Annotated in this window: 20 protein-coding genes and 1 riboswitch; of the genes, 13 read left to right on the top strand and 7 right to left on the bottom strand. The window is 69.1% G+C overall.

Annotated features, from left to right (window positions below; genetic code table 11):
* On the bottom strand, positions 1–936 hold the full coding sequence (locus KL788_RS07240) for an FAD:protein FMN transferase (protein WP_293169877.1): 936 nt from the start codon (positions 934–936) through the stop codon (positions 1–3).
* Positions 920–1,333: a hypothetical protein gene (locus tag KL788_RS07235; protein WP_293169875.1), complete on the bottom strand. Its 414-nt coding sequence runs from the start codon at positions 1,331–1,333 to the stop codon at positions 920–922. The genes KL788_RS07240 and KL788_RS07235 overlap by 17 nt, the downstream gene beginning before the upstream one ends.
* A 195-nt stretch (positions 1,334–1,528) precedes the next feature.
* Here KL788_RS07235 and KL788_RS07230 point away from each other — a divergent pair, with 195 nt between their 5' ends.
* From KL788_RS07230 to KL788_RS07200, 7 genes are all read left to right on the top strand, one after another.
* Positions 1,529–2,665, top strand: a complete 1,137-nt coding sequence (locus KL788_RS07230) for an ROK family transcriptional regulator (protein WP_293169873.1) — start codon at positions 1,529–1,531, stop codon at positions 2,663–2,665.
* Between the two features lie 69 nt (positions 2,666–2,734).
* Positions 2,735–3,991 (top strand): extracellular solute-binding protein, encoded by a 1,257-nt coding sequence (locus tag KL788_RS07225; protein WP_293169871.1) that lies wholly within the window; start codon positions 2,735–2,737, stop codon positions 3,989–3,991.
* 125 nt (positions 3,992–4,116) lie between these two features.
* Entirely contained in the window at positions 4,117–5,043 is a 927-nt protein-coding gene (locus KL788_RS07220) for a carbohydrate ABC transporter permease (protein WP_293169869.1), read from the top strand.
* Positions 5,040–5,969 carry a carbohydrate ABC transporter permease gene (locus KL788_RS07215; RefSeq protein WP_428846112.1) on the top strand — a complete coding sequence of 310 codons (930 nt, stop codon included), beginning with the start codon at positions 5,040–5,042 and terminating at the stop codon, positions 5,967–5,969. The genes KL788_RS07220 and KL788_RS07215 overlap by 4 nt, the downstream gene beginning before the upstream one ends.
* A complete protein-coding gene (nagZ, locus tag KL788_RS07210) occupies positions 5,966–7,444 on the top strand; it encodes a beta-N-acetylhexosaminidase (protein WP_293169867.1) in 1,479 nt (492 codons plus the stop codon). The genes KL788_RS07215 and nagZ overlap by 4 nt, the downstream gene beginning before the upstream one ends.
* Positions 7,441–8,448, top strand: coding sequence for an ROK family protein (locus KL788_RS07205; RefSeq protein ID WP_293169866.1), 1,008 nt, complete (start codon positions 7,441–7,443; stop codon positions 8,446–8,448). Before nagZ ends, KL788_RS07205 begins: the two co-directional genes overlap by 4 nt.
* Positions 8,445–9,218, top strand: a complete 774-nt coding sequence (locus tag KL788_RS07200; protein ID WP_293169864.1) for a glucosamine-6-phosphate deaminase — start codon at positions 8,445–8,447, stop codon at positions 9,216–9,218. The genes KL788_RS07205 and KL788_RS07200 overlap by 4 nt, the downstream gene beginning before the upstream one ends.
* Positions 9,219–9,233: 15 nt before the next feature.
* Here KL788_RS07200 and KL788_RS07195 read toward each other — a convergent pair whose 3' ends face one another.
* From KL788_RS07195 to purU, 3 genes are read right to left on the bottom strand one after another with little or no spacing between them, the layout of a single operon-like run.
* Positions 9,234–9,839 carry a DUF1349 domain-containing protein gene (locus KL788_RS07195; RefSeq protein WP_293169862.1) on the bottom strand — a complete coding sequence of 202 codons (606 nt, stop codon included), beginning with the start codon at positions 9,837–9,839 and terminating at the stop codon, positions 9,234–9,236.
* Positions 9,836–10,978 (bottom strand): N-acetylglucosamine-6-phosphate deacetylase, encoded by a 1,143-nt coding sequence (gene nagA, locus KL788_RS07190; protein ID WP_293169860.1) that lies wholly within the window; start codon positions 10,976–10,978, stop codon positions 9,836–9,838. The genes KL788_RS07195 and nagA overlap by 4 nt, the downstream gene beginning before the upstream one ends.
* Positions 10,979–11,011: 33 nt before the next feature.
* Positions 11,012–11,869: a formyltetrahydrofolate deformylase gene (gene purU, locus KL788_RS07185; protein WP_293169858.1), complete on the bottom strand. Its 858-nt coding sequence runs from the start codon at positions 11,867–11,869 to the stop codon at positions 11,012–11,014.
* On the opposite strand from purU, the gene KL788_RS07180 reads away from it, so the two are divergent.
* On the top strand, positions 11,859–13,130 hold the full coding sequence (locus KL788_RS07180; RefSeq protein WP_293169856.1) for an MFS transporter: 1,272 nt from the start codon (positions 11,859–11,861) through the stop codon (positions 13,128–13,130). The two genes, purU and KL788_RS07180, sit on opposite strands and share 11 nt — an antisense overlap.
* Here the strand turns inward: KL788_RS07180 and KL788_RS07175 are convergent.
* A complete protein-coding gene (locus KL788_RS07175; RefSeq protein ID WP_293169854.1) occupies positions 13,100–14,323 on the bottom strand; it encodes a low temperature requirement protein A in 1,224 nt (407 codons plus the stop codon). The two genes, KL788_RS07180 and KL788_RS07175, sit on opposite strands and share 31 nt — an antisense overlap.
* A 111-nt stretch (positions 14,324–14,434) precedes the next feature.
* Between KL788_RS07175 and KL788_RS07170 the strand changes: the two genes are divergently transcribed.
* A complete protein-coding gene (locus tag KL788_RS07170; RefSeq protein WP_293169852.1) occupies positions 14,435–15,667 on the top strand; it encodes an MFS transporter in 1,233 nt (410 codons plus the stop codon).
* Positions 15,668–15,683: 16 nt separating this feature from the next.
* Here the strand turns inward: KL788_RS07170 and KL788_RS07165 are convergent, their stop codons facing one another.
* Positions 15,684–16,001: a type II toxin-antitoxin system RelE/ParE family toxin gene (locus tag KL788_RS07165; RefSeq protein WP_293169850.1), complete on the bottom strand. Its 318-nt coding sequence runs from the start codon at positions 15,999–16,001 to the stop codon at positions 15,684–15,686.
* 154 nt (positions 16,002–16,155) lie between these two features.
* Between KL788_RS07165 and KL788_RS07160 the strand changes: the two genes are divergently transcribed.
* The 4 genes from KL788_RS07160 to KL788_RS07145 all read left to right on the top strand — a co-directional run bounded on the left by KL788_RS07160 (position 16,156) and on the right by KL788_RS07145 (position 19,384).
* The gene (locus KL788_RS07160) at positions 16,156–16,617 is read left to right on the top strand and encodes a HigA family addiction module antitoxin (protein ID WP_367120441.1); all 462 of its coding nucleotides are present in this window, start codon (positions 16,156–16,158) and stop codon (positions 16,615–16,617) included.
* A gap of 50 nt (positions 16,618–16,667) precedes the next feature.
* Entirely contained in the window at positions 16,668–16,997 is a 330-nt protein-coding gene (locus KL788_RS07155) for a hypothetical protein (RefSeq protein WP_293169846.1), read from the top strand.
* Positions 16,998–17,085: 88 nt separating this feature from the next.
* Positions 17,086–17,169, top strand: a riboswitch (ZMP/ZTP riboswitch).
* A 44-nt stretch (positions 17,170–17,213) separates the two neighbouring features.
* Complete coding sequence (gene glyA, locus KL788_RS07150; RefSeq protein WP_293169844.1) at positions 17,214–18,491, top strand: serine hydroxymethyltransferase; 1,278 nt, start codon at positions 17,214–17,216, stop codon at positions 18,489–18,491.
* Positions 18,492–18,493: 2 nt separating this feature from the next.
* On the top strand, positions 18,494–19,384 hold the full coding sequence (locus KL788_RS07145; RefSeq protein WP_293169842.1) for a bifunctional methylenetetrahydrofolate dehydrogenase/methenyltetrahydrofolate cyclohydrolase: 891 nt from the start codon (positions 18,494–18,496) through the stop codon (positions 19,382–19,384).
* Positions 19,385–19,489 lie beyond the last annotated feature (105 nt).

The raw sequence follows: 19,489 nt of genomic DNA, 5'->3' as shown, positions 1-19,489 counted from the left end.
TCATGCGAACAGCTCCCCTCGAAAGCCGGCGCTCGCCTCGAGGCCGGTGTGCGTGCTCAGTCGAACCCACTCGAACGCGAACGCCTCGCAGAGACGCGCCGGTTCGACGAAAAACAGTGCTGTCGCGAGACCGTCGGCGAGCAACGCGCTGTCGGCGACGACCCACGTGGCGACGACGCCGTCGGCCACCGGTCGCCCCGTGACGGCGTCGACGATGTGGTGCAGGCCCTCGCCCCACGCGCGCCGATTGATCGCCGAGCCGCACAGCGCGGCATCGGTCACCTCGGCGACACCGACCGCCTTCGTCGGGTCGGCCGGGTGCTCGAGTGCGATGCGGATGCTGCGCTCGCCCCGCACGCGCACGTCACCGCTCGCATCGACGAGCGTCTCGGTCACGCCGCGGGCCGCGAGCAGGTCGCCGATGAGGTCGACGAGGTAGCCCTTGCCGGCAGCGCCCACGTCGAGCTGCACGGGGGCCACAGTGTCGAGCACGAGGCCGTCTGCCGTCTTCCGCAGCGCGATCGAGTCTGCCCAGCTGGGGGCGGGCAGGGCGTCGCCCGCGGGGCTGAGGCGGTACGCGGCGTCGTAGCCGAGCCGCTCGAGTGAGGCACCGACGAGGGGGCTCACGCGGGCATCCGTCATCGCGTGCAACTGCTCGTAGAGCGCGAACAGGGGTGCGGCGTCGGCGGGCAGGCGCCATGACCCCGGCGCGCGGGCGATGCGCGACACGAGCGAGTCGTCGCGAAAACGCGACCAGTCGAGGTCGAACTGCTCGATGCGCGCCATCACAGCTTCGAGGTCGTCGTGCGCGAGCGGAGCGCCGAGCGAGCTCGTCGGGGTTTCCGCTGTACCGACCCCGATGCGCCAGGGCACGCCGATCGCGTTGAAGTTGCTCGGCTCGACGGTGCTCGGTCGGGCCTCAGCCCTCGACGGCATCCGCCTTGATGGCGTTGAGTGCCTCGCGGAATCCGTTGCTCGTGAGCGACGAGCCGGCCACGACCGTCACATCGAGGGTGTCGATGTCTTGACCGATGACGAGGTCGCCTATGCCATCGGCGAACTGGCCCTGATAGTTGGCAGTCGTCGGGTTGTTGGGGTTGATCGTGATCTCGACGTCGGTGACGATGTCGTTCGCGAGCTCGAGCACGACGATGATGTTCTCGCTGCCGTTAGGCGACTGGTACGTGCCGTTGGCTTGAAAGCTGCCGTCGCGGTAGCTCGCGTCGACGGGGGCTTCGGCCTCGGCCGCCGTCGAGCAGGCGGTGAGGGTGGAGAGCAGTGCTGCGGCTGCGCCCAGCGGCGCGGCGGCTCGGGCCATGGTGGTGCGATTCACGGGTACTCCTGATGTCGGTCTGCGGTGCGCGATGCAAAGCGGGCCGGGCGAGAGCACCCAGCGTTCAGTCATTCAACGGTCAGAATGTCGCTTCTCGTTGGGTATTCGCTGTGTTCAGGCACGCGGTTTGCTCCACGCGGGGGAGGAAAGGACTTGCGGAATGTTTGTTCGTAAGGTGTACTAACAAACGTGACAATGGATGTCGACGGTTGGGAACCGCGCCGCGCACTGCGCCCGCGAGCCAAGGTGCTGCCTGAGCAGGCCCGTGCCCACAACCGTTCGCTGGTGCTGCAGACGCTGTACCGCTCCGGCCCGCTGAGCCGGGCCGACCTCGCGCGCGAGACCGGGTTGACTCGTGTCACGGTCGGCGATCTCGTCGGTGAGCTCATCAGAGAGTCGCTCGCCCTCGAGCTGGGCACGCGCGTCGACGGCCACCGCCCCGGCAAGCCAGCCACGCTGCTCGACCTCAATCGCGACGGCCATCGCATCGTCGGTCTCGATCTCGGCGACACCGACGTTTTCCGCGGCGCCGTGCTCGATCTCGACGGCACGATTCTTCATCGCCATGAGGTGGATGCTCGCTCGCTGACCGGCGCCGCCGCGACCCGCGCGGTGCACGAGTTGGCAGCCGCGCTCGTCGCCCTCGCCGACCGGCCGCTGCTCGGCATCGGCATCGGCAGCCCGGGCGTCGTCGACCGCACCGGCACGGTGCTCAGCGCGCCCAACCGCGGGTGGCGCGATGAGCCCCTGCAGCGCGAGCTTGCCGCGGCGCTCGGAGCGCCCGTCATCGTGGCCAACGACGCGAACGCCGCAGCGCTCGCCGAGTTCGGCTTCGGCGGGGCCTCGCGCGACCTCATGCTCGTCATGGTGGGCTACGGCGTCGGTGCAGGACTGCTGCTCGACGGCACGCCGTTGCACGGCCCGCGCTCGGCGGCGGGCGAGATCGGGCACGTCGTCGTCGGCACCGATGGCGGCGAGCCGTGCGCGTGCGGCAAGCACGGCTGCCTCGAGACCTGGCTCGCCGTACCCCGCCTGCTCGCCCGCATCGCCGCCGGCGAACCGCGCGATGAGGTGCTGCGCCAAGCAGGCGAGCGTCTCGGCATCGCCCTCGCCCCTGTCGTGGGGGCCCTCGACCTCAGCGAGGTGGTGCTCTCGGGCCCCGCCGAGCTGCTGGAAGGACCGCTCGCCCAGGCGACGGTCGACACCCTCCGTCAGCGCACCATGGAGCAGTTCCATGGCGCACTGACGGTGCGCATGACCGCGCTCGGGGCCGACATCGTGATGCGCGGCAGCGCTGTCATGGTGCTCTCCGCGCGACTAGGGGTCTCGTAGCCGCGAAGCCCCCGCATCACCGGACACCGGCACCAGCCGGAGACCATCGCCCTAGGAAAGGAACACAGCATGAGGAAGCTCAGCATCGTCGCGCTCGGCGCGGCGGCGGCCGTCGCCCTCGCCGGCTGCGCCGCGGAGGCCCCCGAGGCCACCACCGGCGCAGAGATCCGTGTGTGGCTCGTCGGCACCGACACCCCCCAAGAAGCTCGCGACTACCTGGTCGAGACCTTTGAGGCAGAGAACCCCGGCAATACCCTGGTCATCGAAGAGCAGGCGTGGGGCGGCCTCGTCGACAAGCTCACGACGAGCCTCTCGGGCAGCGACAGCCCCGACGTCGTCGAGGTCGGCAACACCCAGGCGGCGGCCTTCACCAGCGCCGGCGCGTTCCTCGACCTCACCGGCGACTTCGAGGCGCTCGGCGGCGACGACCTGCTGCCCGGCTTCGTCGAGGCCGGCACCTACGACGGTACGTTCTACGCGGCGCCCTACTACTCGGGTGCTCGCGTGGTGTTCTATGACACCGCGATGTACGACGCCCTCGGACTCAGCGTGCCGACCACGCTCGAGGAGTACGTGGCGAACGGCCAGGCGATCGCCGAGGCGAACGCCGGTGTCTCAGGCATCTACTTCCCGGGTCAAGACTGGTACAACGCTCTGCCCTACGTGTGGGAGCAGGGCGGCGAGATCGCCACGTTCGAGAACGGGGAGTGGGTTGCCGGCTTCTCGAGCCCCGAGTCGATCGCCGGTCTCGAGATGGTGCAAGAGGTCATGACGACCGCCTCGGTCGCCCCGAAAGACGGCAACGAGGCCGAAGCGCAGGTGCCGTTCTGTGCCGGTGAGGTCGGGCACCTGAGTGCTCCGAGCTGGTTCAAGTGGAGCATCCTGGCCCCGGCCGACGCCGACGCGCCCGGCTGCCCCGAAAAGGAGGCCACCCTCGGCGTCTTCGCGCTTCCCGGCCTCGACGGCGGACCCGCGCAGGTCTTCGCCGGCGGCTCGAACATCGCCGTCTCGGCGAACTCGGCTCACCCCGAGCTCGCGAAGAAGGCGCTCGCCATTCTGCTGAGCGCCGAGTACCAGTCGATCATGGGCGGCGCAGGCCTCGTGCCCGCGCTCGTCTCGCTCGGCGACACGATCGGCACCGACGCGACCGCTCAGGCGATCTCGGCGGCGGCGAGCAACGCCAAGCTGACCCCCGCCTCGCCCGCCTGGGCAGAGGTCGAGGCGGCCGGCGTGCTGCAGGACTTCTTCGTGCAGATCGCGCAGGGCGGCGACGTCGCTGAACTCGCGGCCGAGGTGGATGCCCGCATCACGGAGATCCTGAACTAAGCAGAGCCGCTGCACCCGCAGTGCATCGACCCGGTGGTGGCCAGTAGCCGCTGGCCACCACCGGACGGTGACCATCGCCCTAGGACGGTGACGGCACCCTCTCAGTCTAGAAGGAGACCCCCCTCATGGCCCTGGCACCCCCCGCCGTCGGCTCTCGCCGACGCCGCCGCGGAGCCCTCGCCCCCGCCATGCTGCTCGTGCCCACCGGGGTCGTGCTGCTCGCGATCATCGGCTGGCCGCTGCTGCAGCTGATCATCATCTCGTTTCAGGAATACGGTCGAGCCCAGGTCTTCGGCCGCCCGCCCGAGTGGGTGGGCCTGCAGAACTACATCGACGTTCTGACCGACTCGTTCTTCTGGGAAGTACTCGGGCGCAGCATCCTCTTCGCCGCTGCGAACGTCGTGCTGACGATGGTGCTCGGCACCCTCGTCGCGCTGCTCATGATGCGCCTGCACAAGTTCTTCCGCCTGCTCGTCTCGGTCGGGCTGCTACTCGCCTGGGCGATGCCGGCACTCACCGCCGTGGTCGTCTGGGGGTGGATGTTCGACACCCAGTACGGCGTCATCAACTACGTTCTCAGTCAGCTGCCGGGCGTCGATCTCATCGGCCACTCGTGGCTCATCGAGCCGCTCAGCTTCTTCGCCGTCGCGACCATGATCATCACCTGGCAGAGCGTGCCCTTCGTGGCGTTCACCATCTACGCGGGTCTCACGCAAGTGCCTGACGAGGTGCTCGAAGCCGCGCAGCTCGACGGCGCCGGTGCGGTGAGCCGCTTCCGGCTCATTGTCTTTCCGTACCTCAAGTCGATCTTTCTCGTCGTCACGATCCTTCAGGTCATCTGGGATCTGCGGGTGTTCACCCAGATCTACGCCCTGCAGGGCATCGGGGGCATCCGTGAGCAGACGTCGACGATCGGCGTCTACATCTTCCAAACCTCACTCGGCACGGGCGACTTCGGGGCGGGCGGTGCCATTGCGGTCATCCTCGTCATCGTGATGATGACGATCTCGATCTACTACGTGAAGAAGTCGATTCAAGAGGAGTCACTGTGACCGCCGTCATCGCGCGCCCCGCGCCCGCTCCGGCCGTGCGCCCGGCTCGCGGCGACGGTCCGCGACGCCCCATCAGCCCCGCGCGCCTCAAGCGCCAGCTGTGGACCATCGTGCTCAGCGCGATCGCCGTCGTCGTCTTTCTCGTGAGCGTCTTTCCGGTCTACTGGATGGTCAACACGAGCCTGCTGCCCAACAACCTCATCCGGGGCCCGGTGCCGCACTTCTGGCCCGACGAGCTGACCTTCCGCAACTACGAGCTCGTGCTCTTCGGCGACACCCGCGCGCCCTTCCTGCCGGCGCTCGGCAACTCGCTCGCGGTCACGCTGCTGACGGTCATGGTCGCGCTGCTGTTCGCCTTCTTGGCGGCGCTCGCCGTCACGCGCTTCCGCTTCCGCGGCCGCAAGGCGTTCATTCTCACCATCCTGGTCATCCAGATGATTCCCGGCGAGGCGATGATCGTCTCGACCTTCCGGGTGCTCGACGGCTGGCAGCTGCTCAACACGATCGCGGGGCTCACCCTCGTGTACGTCGCCACCGTGCTGCCGTTCACCATCTGGACTCTGCGCGGCTTTGTGAACGGCGTGCCGATCGAGCTCGAAGAGGCGGCGATGATCGACGGCTGCACGCGCACGCAGGCGTTCTGGAAGGTCACCTTCCCCTTGCTCGCCCCGGGCCTGGTGGCCACCGGCGTCTTCGCGTTCATCCAGGCCTGGAACGAGTTCTTGCTCGCCCTCGTCGTCATGAGCCGCCCCGAGATGATGACGCTGCCGGTCTGGCTGCGCACCTTCCAGCAGGCGACGCAGACGACGAACTGGGCGGCGATCATGGCGGGCTCGACGCTCATGGCCATCCCCGTCATCATCTTCTTCCTCATCGTGCAGGGGCGCATGACGAGCGGTCTGGTCGCCGGGGCGGTGAAGGGATGACCGCTCTCAGCGTTGTGCAGGCCCGACGCCTCGCGTCCGCGACCCTGCTGCCCGGCTTCGAGGGCACGACTCTGCCCGAGTGGCTCGCCGACCGGCTGAGATCGGGCCTCGCGGGTGTCTGCCTCTTCGGCGGCAACATCGTGTCGCGTGCGCAGCTCGCCGAGCTCGTCGCGTCGATTCGCGCTGCGAGCCCGCGCGCCATCATCGCGATCGACGAAGAGGGCGGCGATGTCACGCGGCTCTACTACGACGTCGGCTCGCCCTACCCGGGCAACGCGGTGCTCGGCCGGCTCGATGACGAGCAGGTCACCGAGCATGTCGCGCGCATTGTCGGCTGGGAGCTGCGGCGCGTCGGCATCGATCTCGACCTCGCGCCCGACGCCGACGTCAACTCCAACCCGCGCAACCCGGTCATCGGCACCCGCTCGTTCGGGGCCGACCCGCACCTCGTCGCGCGCCACACAGCGGCCTGGGTACGCGGGCTGCAGTCAACGGGCGTCGCCGCGTGCGTCAAGCACTTTCCTGGGCACGGTGACACCGAGCTCGACTCGCACCTCGCCCTGCCGGTCGTGCGCGGTGCGATCGAGCAGCTGCGTGAGCGCGAGCTCGTACCGTTTGCGGCGGCGGTCTCAGCCGGAACCCGCACGGTCATGACCTCGCACATTCTGCTGCCCGATGTCGACCCCGATCACGTCGCGACCTTCTCAAACCGGGTGCTGCAGGGCCTGCTGCGCGACGAGCTCGGCTTCGGAGGCGTCGTCGTCTCCGACGCGCTCGACATGGCGGGCGCGAGCGCCGAGTCGGGCATTCCGCTCGCCGCGGCACGTGCTCTCGCGGGCGGCAGTGACCTGCTCTGCATCGGCACCGACAACACTGATGAGCAGCTCGACGAGATCGAGACGGCCGTTGCCGACGCGGTCGCTTCGGGTGCGCTGACGGATGCCCGACTCGCCGACGCCGCCGCTCGAGTTGCCGCCCTCGCAACCGAGTCGGCCGAGCTCGCCGCGCAGTTGCCCGTGCCCGAGTGGGTGACTCTCGACGATGAGCCGCAGTTCGACCCCGCGCTGCTGCGCAGCGCCATCGACGTGCTGCCGAGCACGATCGTCGCACCCGATCGCGTGCTCGTCGTGCTGCAGACGGTCGCCAACATCGCCGTGGGCGTCGCACCGTGGGGCCCGCAAGCGGCGGGAGCAGAGGTGCTCGTCGTCACCGAGGCCGAGGGTGCCGAGGCCGTGGTGCACAGCCTGCCGGAGGGTGCGCAGGCGGTCATCGTGGGTCAGGGCATCCACCGTCATGACTGGACCCGCGCGGTGGCCGAGCGCGTTCGCGCCGAGCGGCCGGGCACGATCGTCGTCGAGATGGGCTGGCCCGATGCCTCAGCGCTCGCCGCTGATCTCACGACCTGGGGCGCGTCACGGGCGATGGGCGGCGCGCTGGTCGAGCGGCTCGCCGAGCTCGAAGGCGATGTGGCATGACCGCGGTGGGCCCCACGCTGCGGGTGGGCATCGACATCGGCGGCACGAAGACGCACGGCGTCGTGATCGATGAAGCTGGCACGATCGTCGAGCATTGGCGCAGTGCCACCGGTTTCGGGCCGCATGAGGTCGTCGCGGCCGCTGTCACGGCCGTCGAGCGGCTCGCAGAGCAGCGTGGCGTTCAGGCATCGACCTTCACATCGGTCGGCATCGGCATTCCGGGCCGCGTCGACAGCCGGGCCGGTCACGTCGCGCACGCCGTCAACCTCGGCCTCGACGACCTCGACCTCGGCTCGCAGCTTGAGGCGATGCTCGGGCGCTCGGTCAGGGTCGAAAACGATGTCAATGCGGCGGCGCTCGGCGCGCACCACCTGCTGGTGCCGAGCGAGTCGCGCTCGATGGCCTACTTGAATCTCGGCACGGGCCTGGCCGCGGGCCTCGTGCTCGACGGAACCTTGTGGCGAGGCGCGCGCGGTGTCGCCGGCGAGATCGGGCACATTCCGGTCGACCCGCGTGGCGAGCTCTGCGCGTGTGGGCAGCGAGGCTGCCTCGAGACCCTCGCCTCGGGCTCGGCTCTCGCGCGGCTCTGGCCTGAAGGATTCGTCGACGGGCGGCCGCCGCTCGCGCGCGAGCTCTTCGCCTCCGCTGAGTCCGGTGCCCCGGCGGCGCGGCGAGCCGCCGATCGCATCATCGAGAACATCGCCGCGGCCGTGCGCATCCTGGTGCTCACGGTCGACGTCGACGCGGTCGTCATCGGGGGAGGCCTGAGCTCTCTCGGTGCGCCGCTGCTCGGCGGGGTGCGCGCTCGGCTCTCGGCTGACGCGCGCACCTCGCCGTTCCTCGCCTCGCTCGACCTCGGCGAGCGCATCCTGCTTGTGCCCGACGGCGTCGATGTCGCCGCGGTGGGCGCCGCCCTCGTGGGGGCGGCTGGCGTTGCGGCGCCTCTGCAGCCGAGCCCCGCGCTGCCGCGATTCGCTCCCGTCGCGCCCGAGGTGCCGGTGTGACCGAGGTCGTCATCGTCGACTCGCCGGCGCGGGCCGGCCAGCTCGTCGCCGACGAGATCGTCGCGCTCGTGCAGCGCAGAAGCGACGCCGTGCTCGGGCTCGCCACCGGGTCCACCCCTCTGCCCGTGTACGAGGCGCTGCGGCCGCACGCGGCCCTGCTGCGCGACGTGCGCGGATTCGCGCTCGATGAGTACGTGGGGCTGGCGGCAGGGCATCCGCAGTCGTATCGTTCGGTGATCGAGCGCGAGGTGATCAACCCTCTCGGGCTCGACTCGGCGCGGGTTCGGGTGCCGGGCGATGACGACGGCCCGATCGAGATGGCGGGAGACCGCTACGAGGCGGCGCTCGAGGCTGCCGGAGGCGTCGACCTGCAACTGCTCGGCATCGGCGCGACGGGGCACATCGGGTTCAACGAGCCAGGCTCGTCGTTCGCCTCGCGCACGCGCGTCAAGACTCTCACCGAGCAGACCCGGCGCGACAACGCTCGCTTCTTCGACGCGGTCGACGACGTGCCGCTGCACTGCATCACGCAGGGGCTCGGCACCATTCTCGCCGCGCGGCACCTCGTGCTTCTGGCGTTCGGGGCCGCCAAGGCCGAGGCGCTCGCGGCCGCAGTCGAAGGGCCCGTGAGCTCGTCGCTGCCCGGCTCTGCCATCCAGTTGCACGGTCATGTGACGGTCGTCGTCGACGAGGCTGCGGCGTCGCACCTGCGGTTCGCCGACTACTACCGGCACTCGTGGAGGCACAAGCCGGCCTGGCAGGGGCTCTGAGCGCTGGTCCTGCGACTACTCCGTCGGTTCGGCGTGCAGCTCGACGTCGGCCTCGGTGACCCGCCAGTCGACGAACCGCACGCTGAAGCCCGCTCGCATTGGCGCGCACAGCATCGGCCCGATCAGGGCAGTCTCGTGCGGAAAGCGGGCGACGCGCACGAGCCGCCATGACGGGTCGTGCGATGCGCGGGCCCGGATCACGACGGCGTCGGCGATGCGGGATGCCCGCACGGTCACCGTCGTTCCGACCCAGTCATCGACACGACCGGTCGACCAGTCGCTCGCACCGACGGTGACGACGGCGCCGAGCTGCTGGTGCCCATCGCTGTGCTCGACCCCGGCTTTGATCCAGTGCGCCTCATCAGCCCAGATCATCAGCCCGGCCTGATCGAACTCACCGGTGAAACCCGTGAGGTCGAAGTCGACCTCGACAGCGGTGTCGAGGGGCCACTCGGTGAGCAGCGCGTGGCCGTTGTCATGGCGAAAGCTGTAGGCGGTGTCGCGCCACCAGTCGCTGCCCTCGACGGCCTCGACGATGAGCGCGCCGCCAGCATCGGGCGCCGCCGCTACAGGCTCGCGCGACCAACGTGCCTGCTCGGCCCATCGCTGCAGGCCGTTCACCGTGCGACCTCCGCACCTGCCGCCCAAACCTGCTTGACCTGCCAGTCGGCGTCGAGCACGACGAGGTCGGCCGCGTAGCCCGGCGCGAGTCGGCCCCACTCGTGCTCGCGGCCGAGCACGCACGCGGGCGTGAGCGTGAGGGCCTCGATCGCGGCCGTCTCGGTGACACCCGCGACGGTCACGGCGGTGCGTAGCGCGGCGTCTTGCGTGAGCGTCGAGCCCGCGATCGTCTCGGTGCCCGAGAGGTGGGCGATGCCGCCGCGCACGTCGACGTTGAGCGAGCCGAGTTGGTAGTAGCCGTCGTCGCCACCCGCGGCCGCCATGGCGTCGGTGACGAGCACCACCCGGTGCGGGGCCGCCCGAAACGTCATCTGCACGACCGAGGGGTGCACGTGTACGCCGTCGACGACGAGTTCGAGCGAGACACGGTCATCATCGAAGGCGGCGGCGATCGGCCCGGGGTCGCGGTGGTGGATGCCCGGCATCGCGTTGAACACGTGCGTCACGAGCGTCGCGCCCGCGTCGAAAGCCTCGCGCGCAACCTTCTCGTCGGCTTCGGTGTGGCCGACCGCGACGACGACGCCGGCCGCGACGAAGCGTCGGATGGCGTCGATGGCGCCGGGCAACTCGGGCGCGATCGTGACCTGGCGAATGGCCCCGCGCCCGGCCTCGAGCAGCCGGTCGACGATCTCGGGGTCGGGTTCGCTCAAGAACTCCGGCGAGTGCGCCCCGCGTCGGCCAATCGCGAGGAAAGGGCCTTCGAGATGCGAACCGACGATGAGCGGGTCGGTCTCGGCGAGCGACGCGACGAGCTTGAGCGAGGCCTGCACGTCGGCCATCGGGTTGGCGACGAGCGAGATCACCGACCGGGTGGTGCCGTGCGCACGGTGCACGGCGAGCGCCGCGGCGATCTCGTCGGCGCCGTTGTCGAACGCCGCGCCCCCGCCGCCGTGACCGTGCAGGTCGATGAACCCGGGCGTCAGGGTGCGGCCGCTGAGGTCGACGGTGTTCGTGGCGATTGGTGGAGCATCCACGCCCGTCTGCCCGGTCGCGGTGATGCGATCGCCGTCGACGAGTACCCAGCCGTCGCGGCGGCCATCAGCATCGAGCAGGCTCGCTGCGGTGAAGAGAGTGGTCACGGGCTGCCCTTCGGGTCGGGGGAGCGGAACGGCCTAGCGGAAGATGATGGTGCGCTGCCCGTCGAGCAGCACGCGGTCTTCGGCGAACCAGCGCACCGCCTGGCTCAGGGTGCGGCTCTCTTCGTCGCGGCCGATGACGACGAGTTCTTCAGGAGACCGGGAGTGGTCGACGCGCACGACGTTCTGCTCGATGATCGGGCCCTCATCGAGATCGCTCGTGACGAAGTGCGCCGTGGCACCGATGAGCTTGACGCCGCGGGCGTGCGCGCGCTTGTAGGGGTTCGCACCCTTGAAGCCGGGCAAAAACGAGTGGTGAATGTTGATGGCCCGGCCCTCGAGGGCGGCGCATAGCTCGGGCGAGAAGATCTGCATGTAGCGCGCGAGCACGACCAGCTCGATGTCGTGCTGCTCGACGACCTCGAGAATGCGCTGCTCGAACGCCGCCTTCTCGTCGGGGTTGGTCACGGCGCGCGACTCGAAGGGCACGTCGTAGAACGCAGCGAGCTCGGCGAGGTCGGGGTGGTTGCCGAGCACGAGCGGAATCTCGATGGGCAGGTGGCCGCTGCGCTGACGGAAGAGCAGGTCGTTGAGGCAGTGGGCGGCCTTCGATACGAGCACGAGCGTGCGCAACGGGCGCCCGACCGCGTCGATGCGGCACTGCATGCCGTAGCGCTCGATGACCGGCTCGAGGGCGGCACGCAGCTCGTCGTGGTCGGTCGTGGTCTCGGTCTGCAGGCGAAGGAAGAAGCGGCCCGAGTCGAGGCTCGAGAACTGCTGCAGCTCGGTGATGTTGCCCTCGGCCTCGACGATCGCGCCCGTGACGGCATGCACGATGCCGGGGCGGTCGTCGCAGACGATCGTCACGATCCAGTGGTGGGGGGTGGCACTCACAACGTTCAGCCTATTCGCGCTCGGTCGCCTCGTCGCGCGCGACTACGCTGAGCGCGTGCGCCTGCCCTGGTTTCCGCTGTCGCTGCTCTCGGCGGGCATCTTCGTCGCGGTCACGAGCGAGTTTCTGCCGATCGGCCTTCTGCCGCAGCTGACCGCAGAGCTCGGCATCACCGAGCCTCAGGTGGGCTTGCTCATCACGGTCTTCGCGGCCACCGTCGTCGTCGCGACCGCGCCGCTCACGCAGCTCACGCAGCGTGTGCAGCGCAAGCGCCTGCTCATTGGGCTGCTCGTCGTCTTCGCCGTCGCGAACCTGCTGGCGGCTCTCGCACCGAGCTACGCCGTGCTGCTCGTGGCCCGCGTCGTCGGCGGCGCGGCGCACGGGGTGTTCTGGGCCGTCGTCACGCCCTACGCCGCCCGGCTCGTCGCCCCCGAGCGTCTCGCGAGTGCGGTCGCGATCGCGACCGCGGGCGGCACGGTCGCGAGCGTCGCGGGGCTTCCGCTTGGCACTTTGCTGGGTGCGGCAGTCGGCTGGCGGGTCTCGTTCGCCGTCATCGCCGCACTCGTCGTGGTCATCGCTGCGCTCATCATCGCCGTGCTGCCACCGGTCGAGCATCGGGTAGCCGATGCGCCTCGAGCCGCACGATTCTCGTCCGTGCGCGACGCGACCTTCGTGCCGGTCATGGTGCTGTGCGCCACGGTTGTGCTCGTCACGCTGGGCCACGCCACGTTCTACACCTACATCGCGGCCTGGGTTATCGACGTCGCGGGCTTCGGCGAGACCGATGTCGCGGGCGTGCTGCTGCTGTTCGGCGCGGCGGGAGCCATCGGGGTCGCCGTCGCTGGCGTGCTCGGCGACCGCTACCCGCGCGCGCTGCTGCCCGTGCTGCTGAGCGGCGTGGTCGCCTCTGTCGCCGGAGTCTGGCTCGTCTCTGACTCGCCTATCGCGGTCGTCGTGCTGCTCACCCTGTGGAGCGCGTTCCTCGGCGGGGTGCCGATCATCTTTCAGGCGCGCCTGCTGCAGACAGCATCCCTGGCCCTGCGCGATATTGCGGCGGCCTGGATCACGGTGTCGTTCAATATCGGCATCGGCGGCGGTGCGTTCCTGGGCGGGCTCGTGATCGGGGCATGGTCGGTCGAAGCGTTGCCGATCGTCACGGTCGTCTGCCTGCTCGTGGCTCTCGCGCTCGGGTCGACGGTGGGCGTGCTCGCGCGGCGGGCGAACACCGCCGATCAGATCTCGACAGAGTCCGCCGCCTCCTGAGCCACGTCCTCGTCGTCGACGGGCCACACGTACTCGTCGATGACCACGACAAGAGCGACGATGCCGTTGACGATCCACGTGAGCATGAGCGGTGTCATGCCGGTAATCAGGGGTGCGGAGAGCCAGAGCACGGTCAGGGCCGCCATGCCGAGCAGGTGCGAGCGCAACCACGGTCGACCGATCGACCGCTTGAAGAGCAGGTTGCCGAGCAAGTAGAGGGCCGCAGCCGCGATGATGATCGACTGCGTCGCGACGTCGAGCGGGTCATCCGGATGCGCCAGCACGAGATCGTCGCCGACTGCGAGCAGCACGACCCCGCCGACGAGGATCATGTGCAGATAGGTGTACGTCAGGCGCGCGATACGTCCGGTCTGCTCGGCGCGACTGATGAATCGACTGCCGTGCTCTGCCCCGTGGCTGAAGTAGAGCAGCCAGAAGAGGATCGTACCCACGAAGGCGGCGAGCAGCGCGAGCACCGACGAGGTCGTGATCTCGGCCCGACTGAACAGAGTTCCCGTGACGATGATCGACTCGCCGAGCGCGAGGATCATGAACAGCCCGGCGCGCTCGGCTATGTGGGCGCCCTGCACCGCCCAGCTCTCGATCGGCGCGGCCTTGATGCCTGGCACCCAGTAGCGCACAGTGGGGGCCGCGAGCTCGATCGCGAGGGCAGCGCCCCACAGGGCGAGCTGGGCGTCACCGCCGATGACGGCGCCCGCCACCCAGAACGGTGCCGCGTAGACGAACCAGATGGCGATGCGGGTCAGGTTGAGCGCCCCGGCGGTGTCACCCACGCGGCGGAAGCTCACGATCACGAAGAGCGTGCGGCCGACCTGCATGACGATGTAGGCGATCACGAATTGCAGACCTCGGTCGGCGAACGCTTCAGGAATCGCCGTGCTCAGCACGAGCCCGACGAGCATCAGCGCGATGAGCATCCACCGCACGGGGCCCTTCTCCGGGTTCATCCAGTTCGTGACCCACGTCGTGTAGACCCATACCCACCACACGGCGATGAGCATGACGAGCGTCTCGACGGCGCCGCGCAGCGTGACGTGCTCGATGAGGTGGTGGGCGAGCTGCGTCACCGCGAAGACGAACACGAGATCGAAGAACAGCTCGATGAAGGCGACGCGGTCGGAGCCGGGGCCTCGTGAGCGGAAAAGTCGAACGACGGGGAGGTGGGCGGTCACGGGCGCTCCTGTCGGCTGATCGTGGCGATAGCCTAGATGCGGATGCCCGGCTCGGGGTCCCCGTGATCGTCAGCGGCGTTGCGCTGACCGCGAAAGCCGTTTCTTCGTCTCATGAACTCTCCTGACCGCCCTTTTCCCTGGGTGGGCCTCATCACCCTGGCCATTGCCATCTTCGTGCTCGTGACGAGCGAGTTCTTGCCGACAGGTCTCTTGCCTGTCATGGCGAGCGACCTCGACGTCACTGAGTCGCAGATCGGCCTGCTCATCACGATCTTCGCCGGCACGGTCGTCGTCGCGACGGCGCCGCTCGCCGCGCTGACCCGGCACTACTCGCGCAAGAGCCTGCTGCTCGTCGTGCTGGCCATTTTCTCGCTCGCGAACGTGCTCGCCGCGATCGCGCCGAGCTACGAGATGCTCGTCGGCGCGCGGGTGCTCGGCGGTCTTGCGCACGGACTCTTCTGGGCCGTGGCCGGCGCGTACGCGGCGCACCTCGTGCCCCGCCATCAGCTCGCGCGCGCGGTCGCCGTGACGAGCGCGGGCGGCACGACGGCATTTGTGCTCGGCGTGCCCCTCGGCACGGCGCTCGGCTTCGCGCTCGGCTGGCGCGCGGCCTTCGGAGTGATCGCCGCTCTGGTGGTCGTGATCGGCGTGCTCGTCATCTTCTTCTTGCCCGCGGTCGATCACCGCGTCTCGCTCGCGACGGGCGAGATCCGCCTGCCAGTGCACCGCGACCCGACGATGCCCTCGGTGCTCTTCGTCTGCCTGCTCGTGGTGATCATCCTCACCGGGCACAACGTCTTCTACACCTACATCGCCCCCTTCGTGCTCGACACCGCGGGCTTCCCGCCCGAGTCGCTCAGCGTGCTGCTGTTCTTGTATGGCGGCGCGGGGGCCATCGGCCTCGTGCTCGCCGGCGTGGTCGGCGGTCGGTATCCGCGCGGCGGCCTGTACGGGATGCTCGCGACCGTCATGCTGGCCGTCAGCGTGCTCGCCCTCTTCGCCGGAGTGCCGCTCGTGGTCGTGATCGCCTTCGTCGTCTGGGGCGCGGCCTTCGGCGGGCTGCCTGCGCTGCTGCAGACGCGCTTGCTGCAGGTCGCCTCCCCCAACGTGCGCGACGTGGGTGCGGCCCTGCTGACGACGTCGTTCAACATCGGCATCGGTGGAGGAGCCGCGATCGGCGCCGGCTTCTTCGCCCTCGCCGGCACGACCTGGCTGCCCTGGGTCGAGGCCGGGGCCCTCGGGCTCGCCATCGTCGCGCTGCTCATCATGGAGTCGCGGCGTCGCGCGCGCGGCGTGCCGCTCAGCACTCGCCCCATCAAGGTCGTCGAGGCCGAGTCGCCCTGAAGTTCGGGCCTACCGTTCAGCCGTCGACGCGACGATTCCAGTAGCCAGGGTGCCGTCGCTCGTGAGCCACGGCGACAATCACCACGTTGTCGTCGTGCACGAAGTAGACGATCCGGTAAGGAAAACCTGAGACCCGGCGGCTTCGGACAACGGTCGATCGTCGGTGGCCCGTGAGTTCGGGCCACGCATCGGGACTCCAGATGACGTCGTCAACTGCCTGAGCAACCTCGGCTTCGAACTTTTCGCCGAGTCCCGTTTGTTGTTGCTCATAGAAGCGAACGGCTTCAAGAAACTCTGTGACTGCCTCCGGATGCAGCTGTGCGCGCCGGGTCACCCACGCACGTCGTCGAGAACCGCGCGAGCCTTCGTGCGCGTTGTCTCGAAGGGTTCCAACTCAACTGCTCCGGTGAGTACCGCTTCGATTCGGAGGCCGATCTCAGTGTTCCAGGCAGCGTCAACGTCGGCCTTGCTGGTTGTAGACACCTCGTCTGCCCGGGATCGCATGGCGCGATTCTACGGCCTACCTCAGACGAAGCAGAGGAACGAGGCAATCTGTGGAAGCAAGAAGTCCGTCCAAAAGTTGTGGAGCCCTCAGCACGTGCCCCTTGTATGGTGCACTCATGTCGAGTGCTGGACGTGAACTGGACTACCTGAACCGCGAGCACAGCCCACCCCACCCGGGCGAGTTCCTCGCGGCCGTGTATCTCGAGCCGTTCGGAGTGAGCGGGCGCGAGCTCGCAGCGCAGCTTGACGTCTCGCCTTCCACCTTGAGCCGAGTGCTCAAGGGTACGAGCCGCGTGACCCCTGAGATGGCGCTGCGACTCTCGAAGGCCGTCGGCCGCAGCGCCGAGAGCTGGCTTGTGATGCAGGATGCTCACGACCTGTGGGTCGCGCGCCAGACCCTCGACCTCGGACGGGTACAGGCGCTCGACATAGCGAGAGCTTCGTGATCGCTTCTCTGCCTCCAGGTCGCTCGTCGACAGTGGCGTTGTATGCGCTCGTGATCGGAACCATCGGTGGGGGAGCAAGCGCAGCCGCTCAGGTGGCGAATGCTGAGGGGTGGGTACTTGTCGTCATCAGCTTCCTTGCGTTCCCGTTCGTTGGGGTTTCCGTGGCTATCGGCTCCTTTGTCGCCGTGATCACTGGTTACCTGTGGGTCAACCTCGTGAGCACGATCGTGACCGGCCTGGTTCTTTTCGTCTACTTCGCGGCGGTCGCCGCAGCTCAGGCCTACGCATGGACCAGATTGACCGCTCGGCGCGGCCGCGATGCCGCCATTACTCGCGATTCACGGGGGCAGGTGCAAGCCGAGCGCACTGAGAGTCACTGATTCGGACGTTCGCTGCGGCGCGATGCGTTTGGCGAGCATCCCGAACCGACCTGTGAACCACGCACCTGCCGACGCCGCGCGGTAGACTGACCCCTGTCGCGACTGGCGTTCAGATGGGTCACCATCAGGAAGCGACCGACACGGTGAGGGGCCGTACGCCTGGGCCCCGCAGCAGACCACAGCCGGCTGCGCCCGGCAGACCATGAAGGAGCCCCCGTGTCCGACAGCCTCCCCAGTTCGTTCAACGACGCCCTCGTCGACGTCGACCCCGAGATTGCCGCGGTGCTCGATCAAGAGCTCAGCCGCCAGCGCCACACCCTCGAGATGATCGCGAGCGAGAACTTCGTGCCGCGCGCGATTCTCGAAGCCCAGGGCTCGGTGCTCACCAACAAGTACGCCGAGGGCTACCCCGGCAAGCGGTACTACGGCGGCTGCGAGTTCGTCGACATCGCCGAGAACCTCGCGATCGAGCGCGCCAAGAGCCTGTTCGGCGCCGAGTTCGCGAACGTGCAGCCGCACTCAGGCGCCTCGGCCAGCGCGGCCGTGCTGCACGCGCTCGCCGCGCCCGGCGACACGATCCTCGGCCTCGAGCTCGCCCACGGCGGCCACCTCACGCACGGCATGAAGCTCAACTTTTCGGGCAAGGTCTACAACGCCACGAGCTACGGCGTCGACCCTGAGACGATGCTCGTCGACATGGATGTCGTGCGCGCCAAGGCCCTCGAGGTCAAGCCGACGGTCATCATCGCCGGCTGGTCGGCCTACTCGCGCCAGCTCGACTTCGCGGCCTTCCGCGCCATCGCCGACGAGGTCGGTGCGAAGCTGTGGGTCGACATGGCCCACTTCGCCGGGCTCGTCGCCGCCGGCCTGCACCCCTCGCCGCTGCCCCACGCGCACGTGGTCAGCTCGACCGTGCACAAGACCCTCGCGGGCCCGCGCTCGGGCATTATTCTCAGCAACGACGAGTCGCTGTTCAAGAAGCTCAACTCGGCCGTCTTCCCCGGCCAGCAGGGCGGGCCGCTCATGCACGTCATCGCCGCGAAGGCTGTGGCGTTCAAGCTCGCCGCGACCCCAGAGTTCGTCGAGCGCCAGGAGCGCACCATCCGCGGCGCCCAAATTCTCGCCGATCGGCTGACGCAGGACGACGCGATCGCCGCGGGCGTCAACGTTCTGACGGGAGGCACGGATGTTCACCTCGCGCTCGTCGACCTGCGCGAGTCGCCCCTGAACGGGCTCGAAGCCGAAGACGTGTTGCACTCGGTGGGCATCACCGTGAACCGCAACGGCGTGCCCTTCGACCCGCGCCCGCCGATGGTCACGAGTGGAGTGCGCATCGGCACCCCCGCGCTCGCGACGCGCGGGTTCGCCGACACCGAGTTCACCGAGGTCGCCGACATCATCGCGCACGCGCTCATGCCGAACCCCGATGTGGCGGCGCTGCGCGGGCGCGTTGAGGCGCTCACCGAGGCGTTCCCCCTCTACCCGGGGCTGTAGGCGTGAGTGCTTCGACCGCACAGCGGCTCGACGGCACCGCGACCGCCGCGGCGATCAAGGCCGAACTCACCGAGCGCGTGACGGCGCTGCGCGAGCGGGGCATCGTTCCGGGCCTCGCGACCGTGCTCGTCGGGGACGACCCGGGCTCACAGTGGTACGTCGCCGGTAAGCACAAAGACTGCGCAGAGGTCGGCATCGCGTCGATCCGCCGCGATCTGCCCGACACGACGACGCAGGCCGAGCTCGAATCCGTCATCGACGAGTTGAACGCCGACCCGGCGGTGACGGGCTTCATCGTGCAGCTGCCGCTGCCAAAGCACCTCGACACCGACGCGATTCTCGAGCGCGTGCATCCCGACAAAGATGCCGACGGGCTGCACCCCACGAATCTGGGCCGCCTTGTGCTACGGGTCGACCGTGAGATCGACACGCCCTTGCCGTGCACGCCGCGCGGTGTGATCGAGCTCGTCGAGCGGCACGGGCTGTCGTGGGCGGGCAAAGATGTGGTGGTCATTGGCCGCGGCGTCACGGTCGGGCGGGCAATCGGCTCGCTACTCACGCGACGCGAGTACAACGCGACCGTGACGCTCACGCACACCGGCACGACCGATCTCGCGTCGCACCTGCGTCGCGCCGACGTCATCGTCGCTGCCGCAGGCGTACCCGGCATCGTGCGAGCCGCCGACGTGAAGCCCGGCGCGATCGTTCTCGACGTGGGAGTCTCGCGGCTCGTCGACCCCGACACGGGGGTCTCGCGCATCGCGGGCGACGTGGCCGACGATGTCGCGACCGTCGCCTCGTGGATCTCGCCCAACCCCGGCGGCGTCGGCCCCATGACGCGCGCGCTGCTGCTCGCCAACGTCGTCGAGACCGCGGAGCGCGCTTCCCGCTAGACCGGCACGGGGTGCGGCCGCTACCCTGGTCACGTGGAGCTGTAAGCAGTCGATCGTCCCGCGCCCGAGGCTGAGCCCGGCGGGAATCCTGCGAACCCCGGCGGT

The sequence above is a fragment of the Microcella sp. genome (genome assembly GCF_019739195.1).
Taxonomy (GTDB): domain Bacteria; phylum Actinomycetota; class Actinomycetes; order Actinomycetales; family Microbacteriaceae; genus Microcella.
Note: the sequence above shows the minus strand (reverse complement) of the source record. Positions and strands in the feature narration are given on the sequence as shown.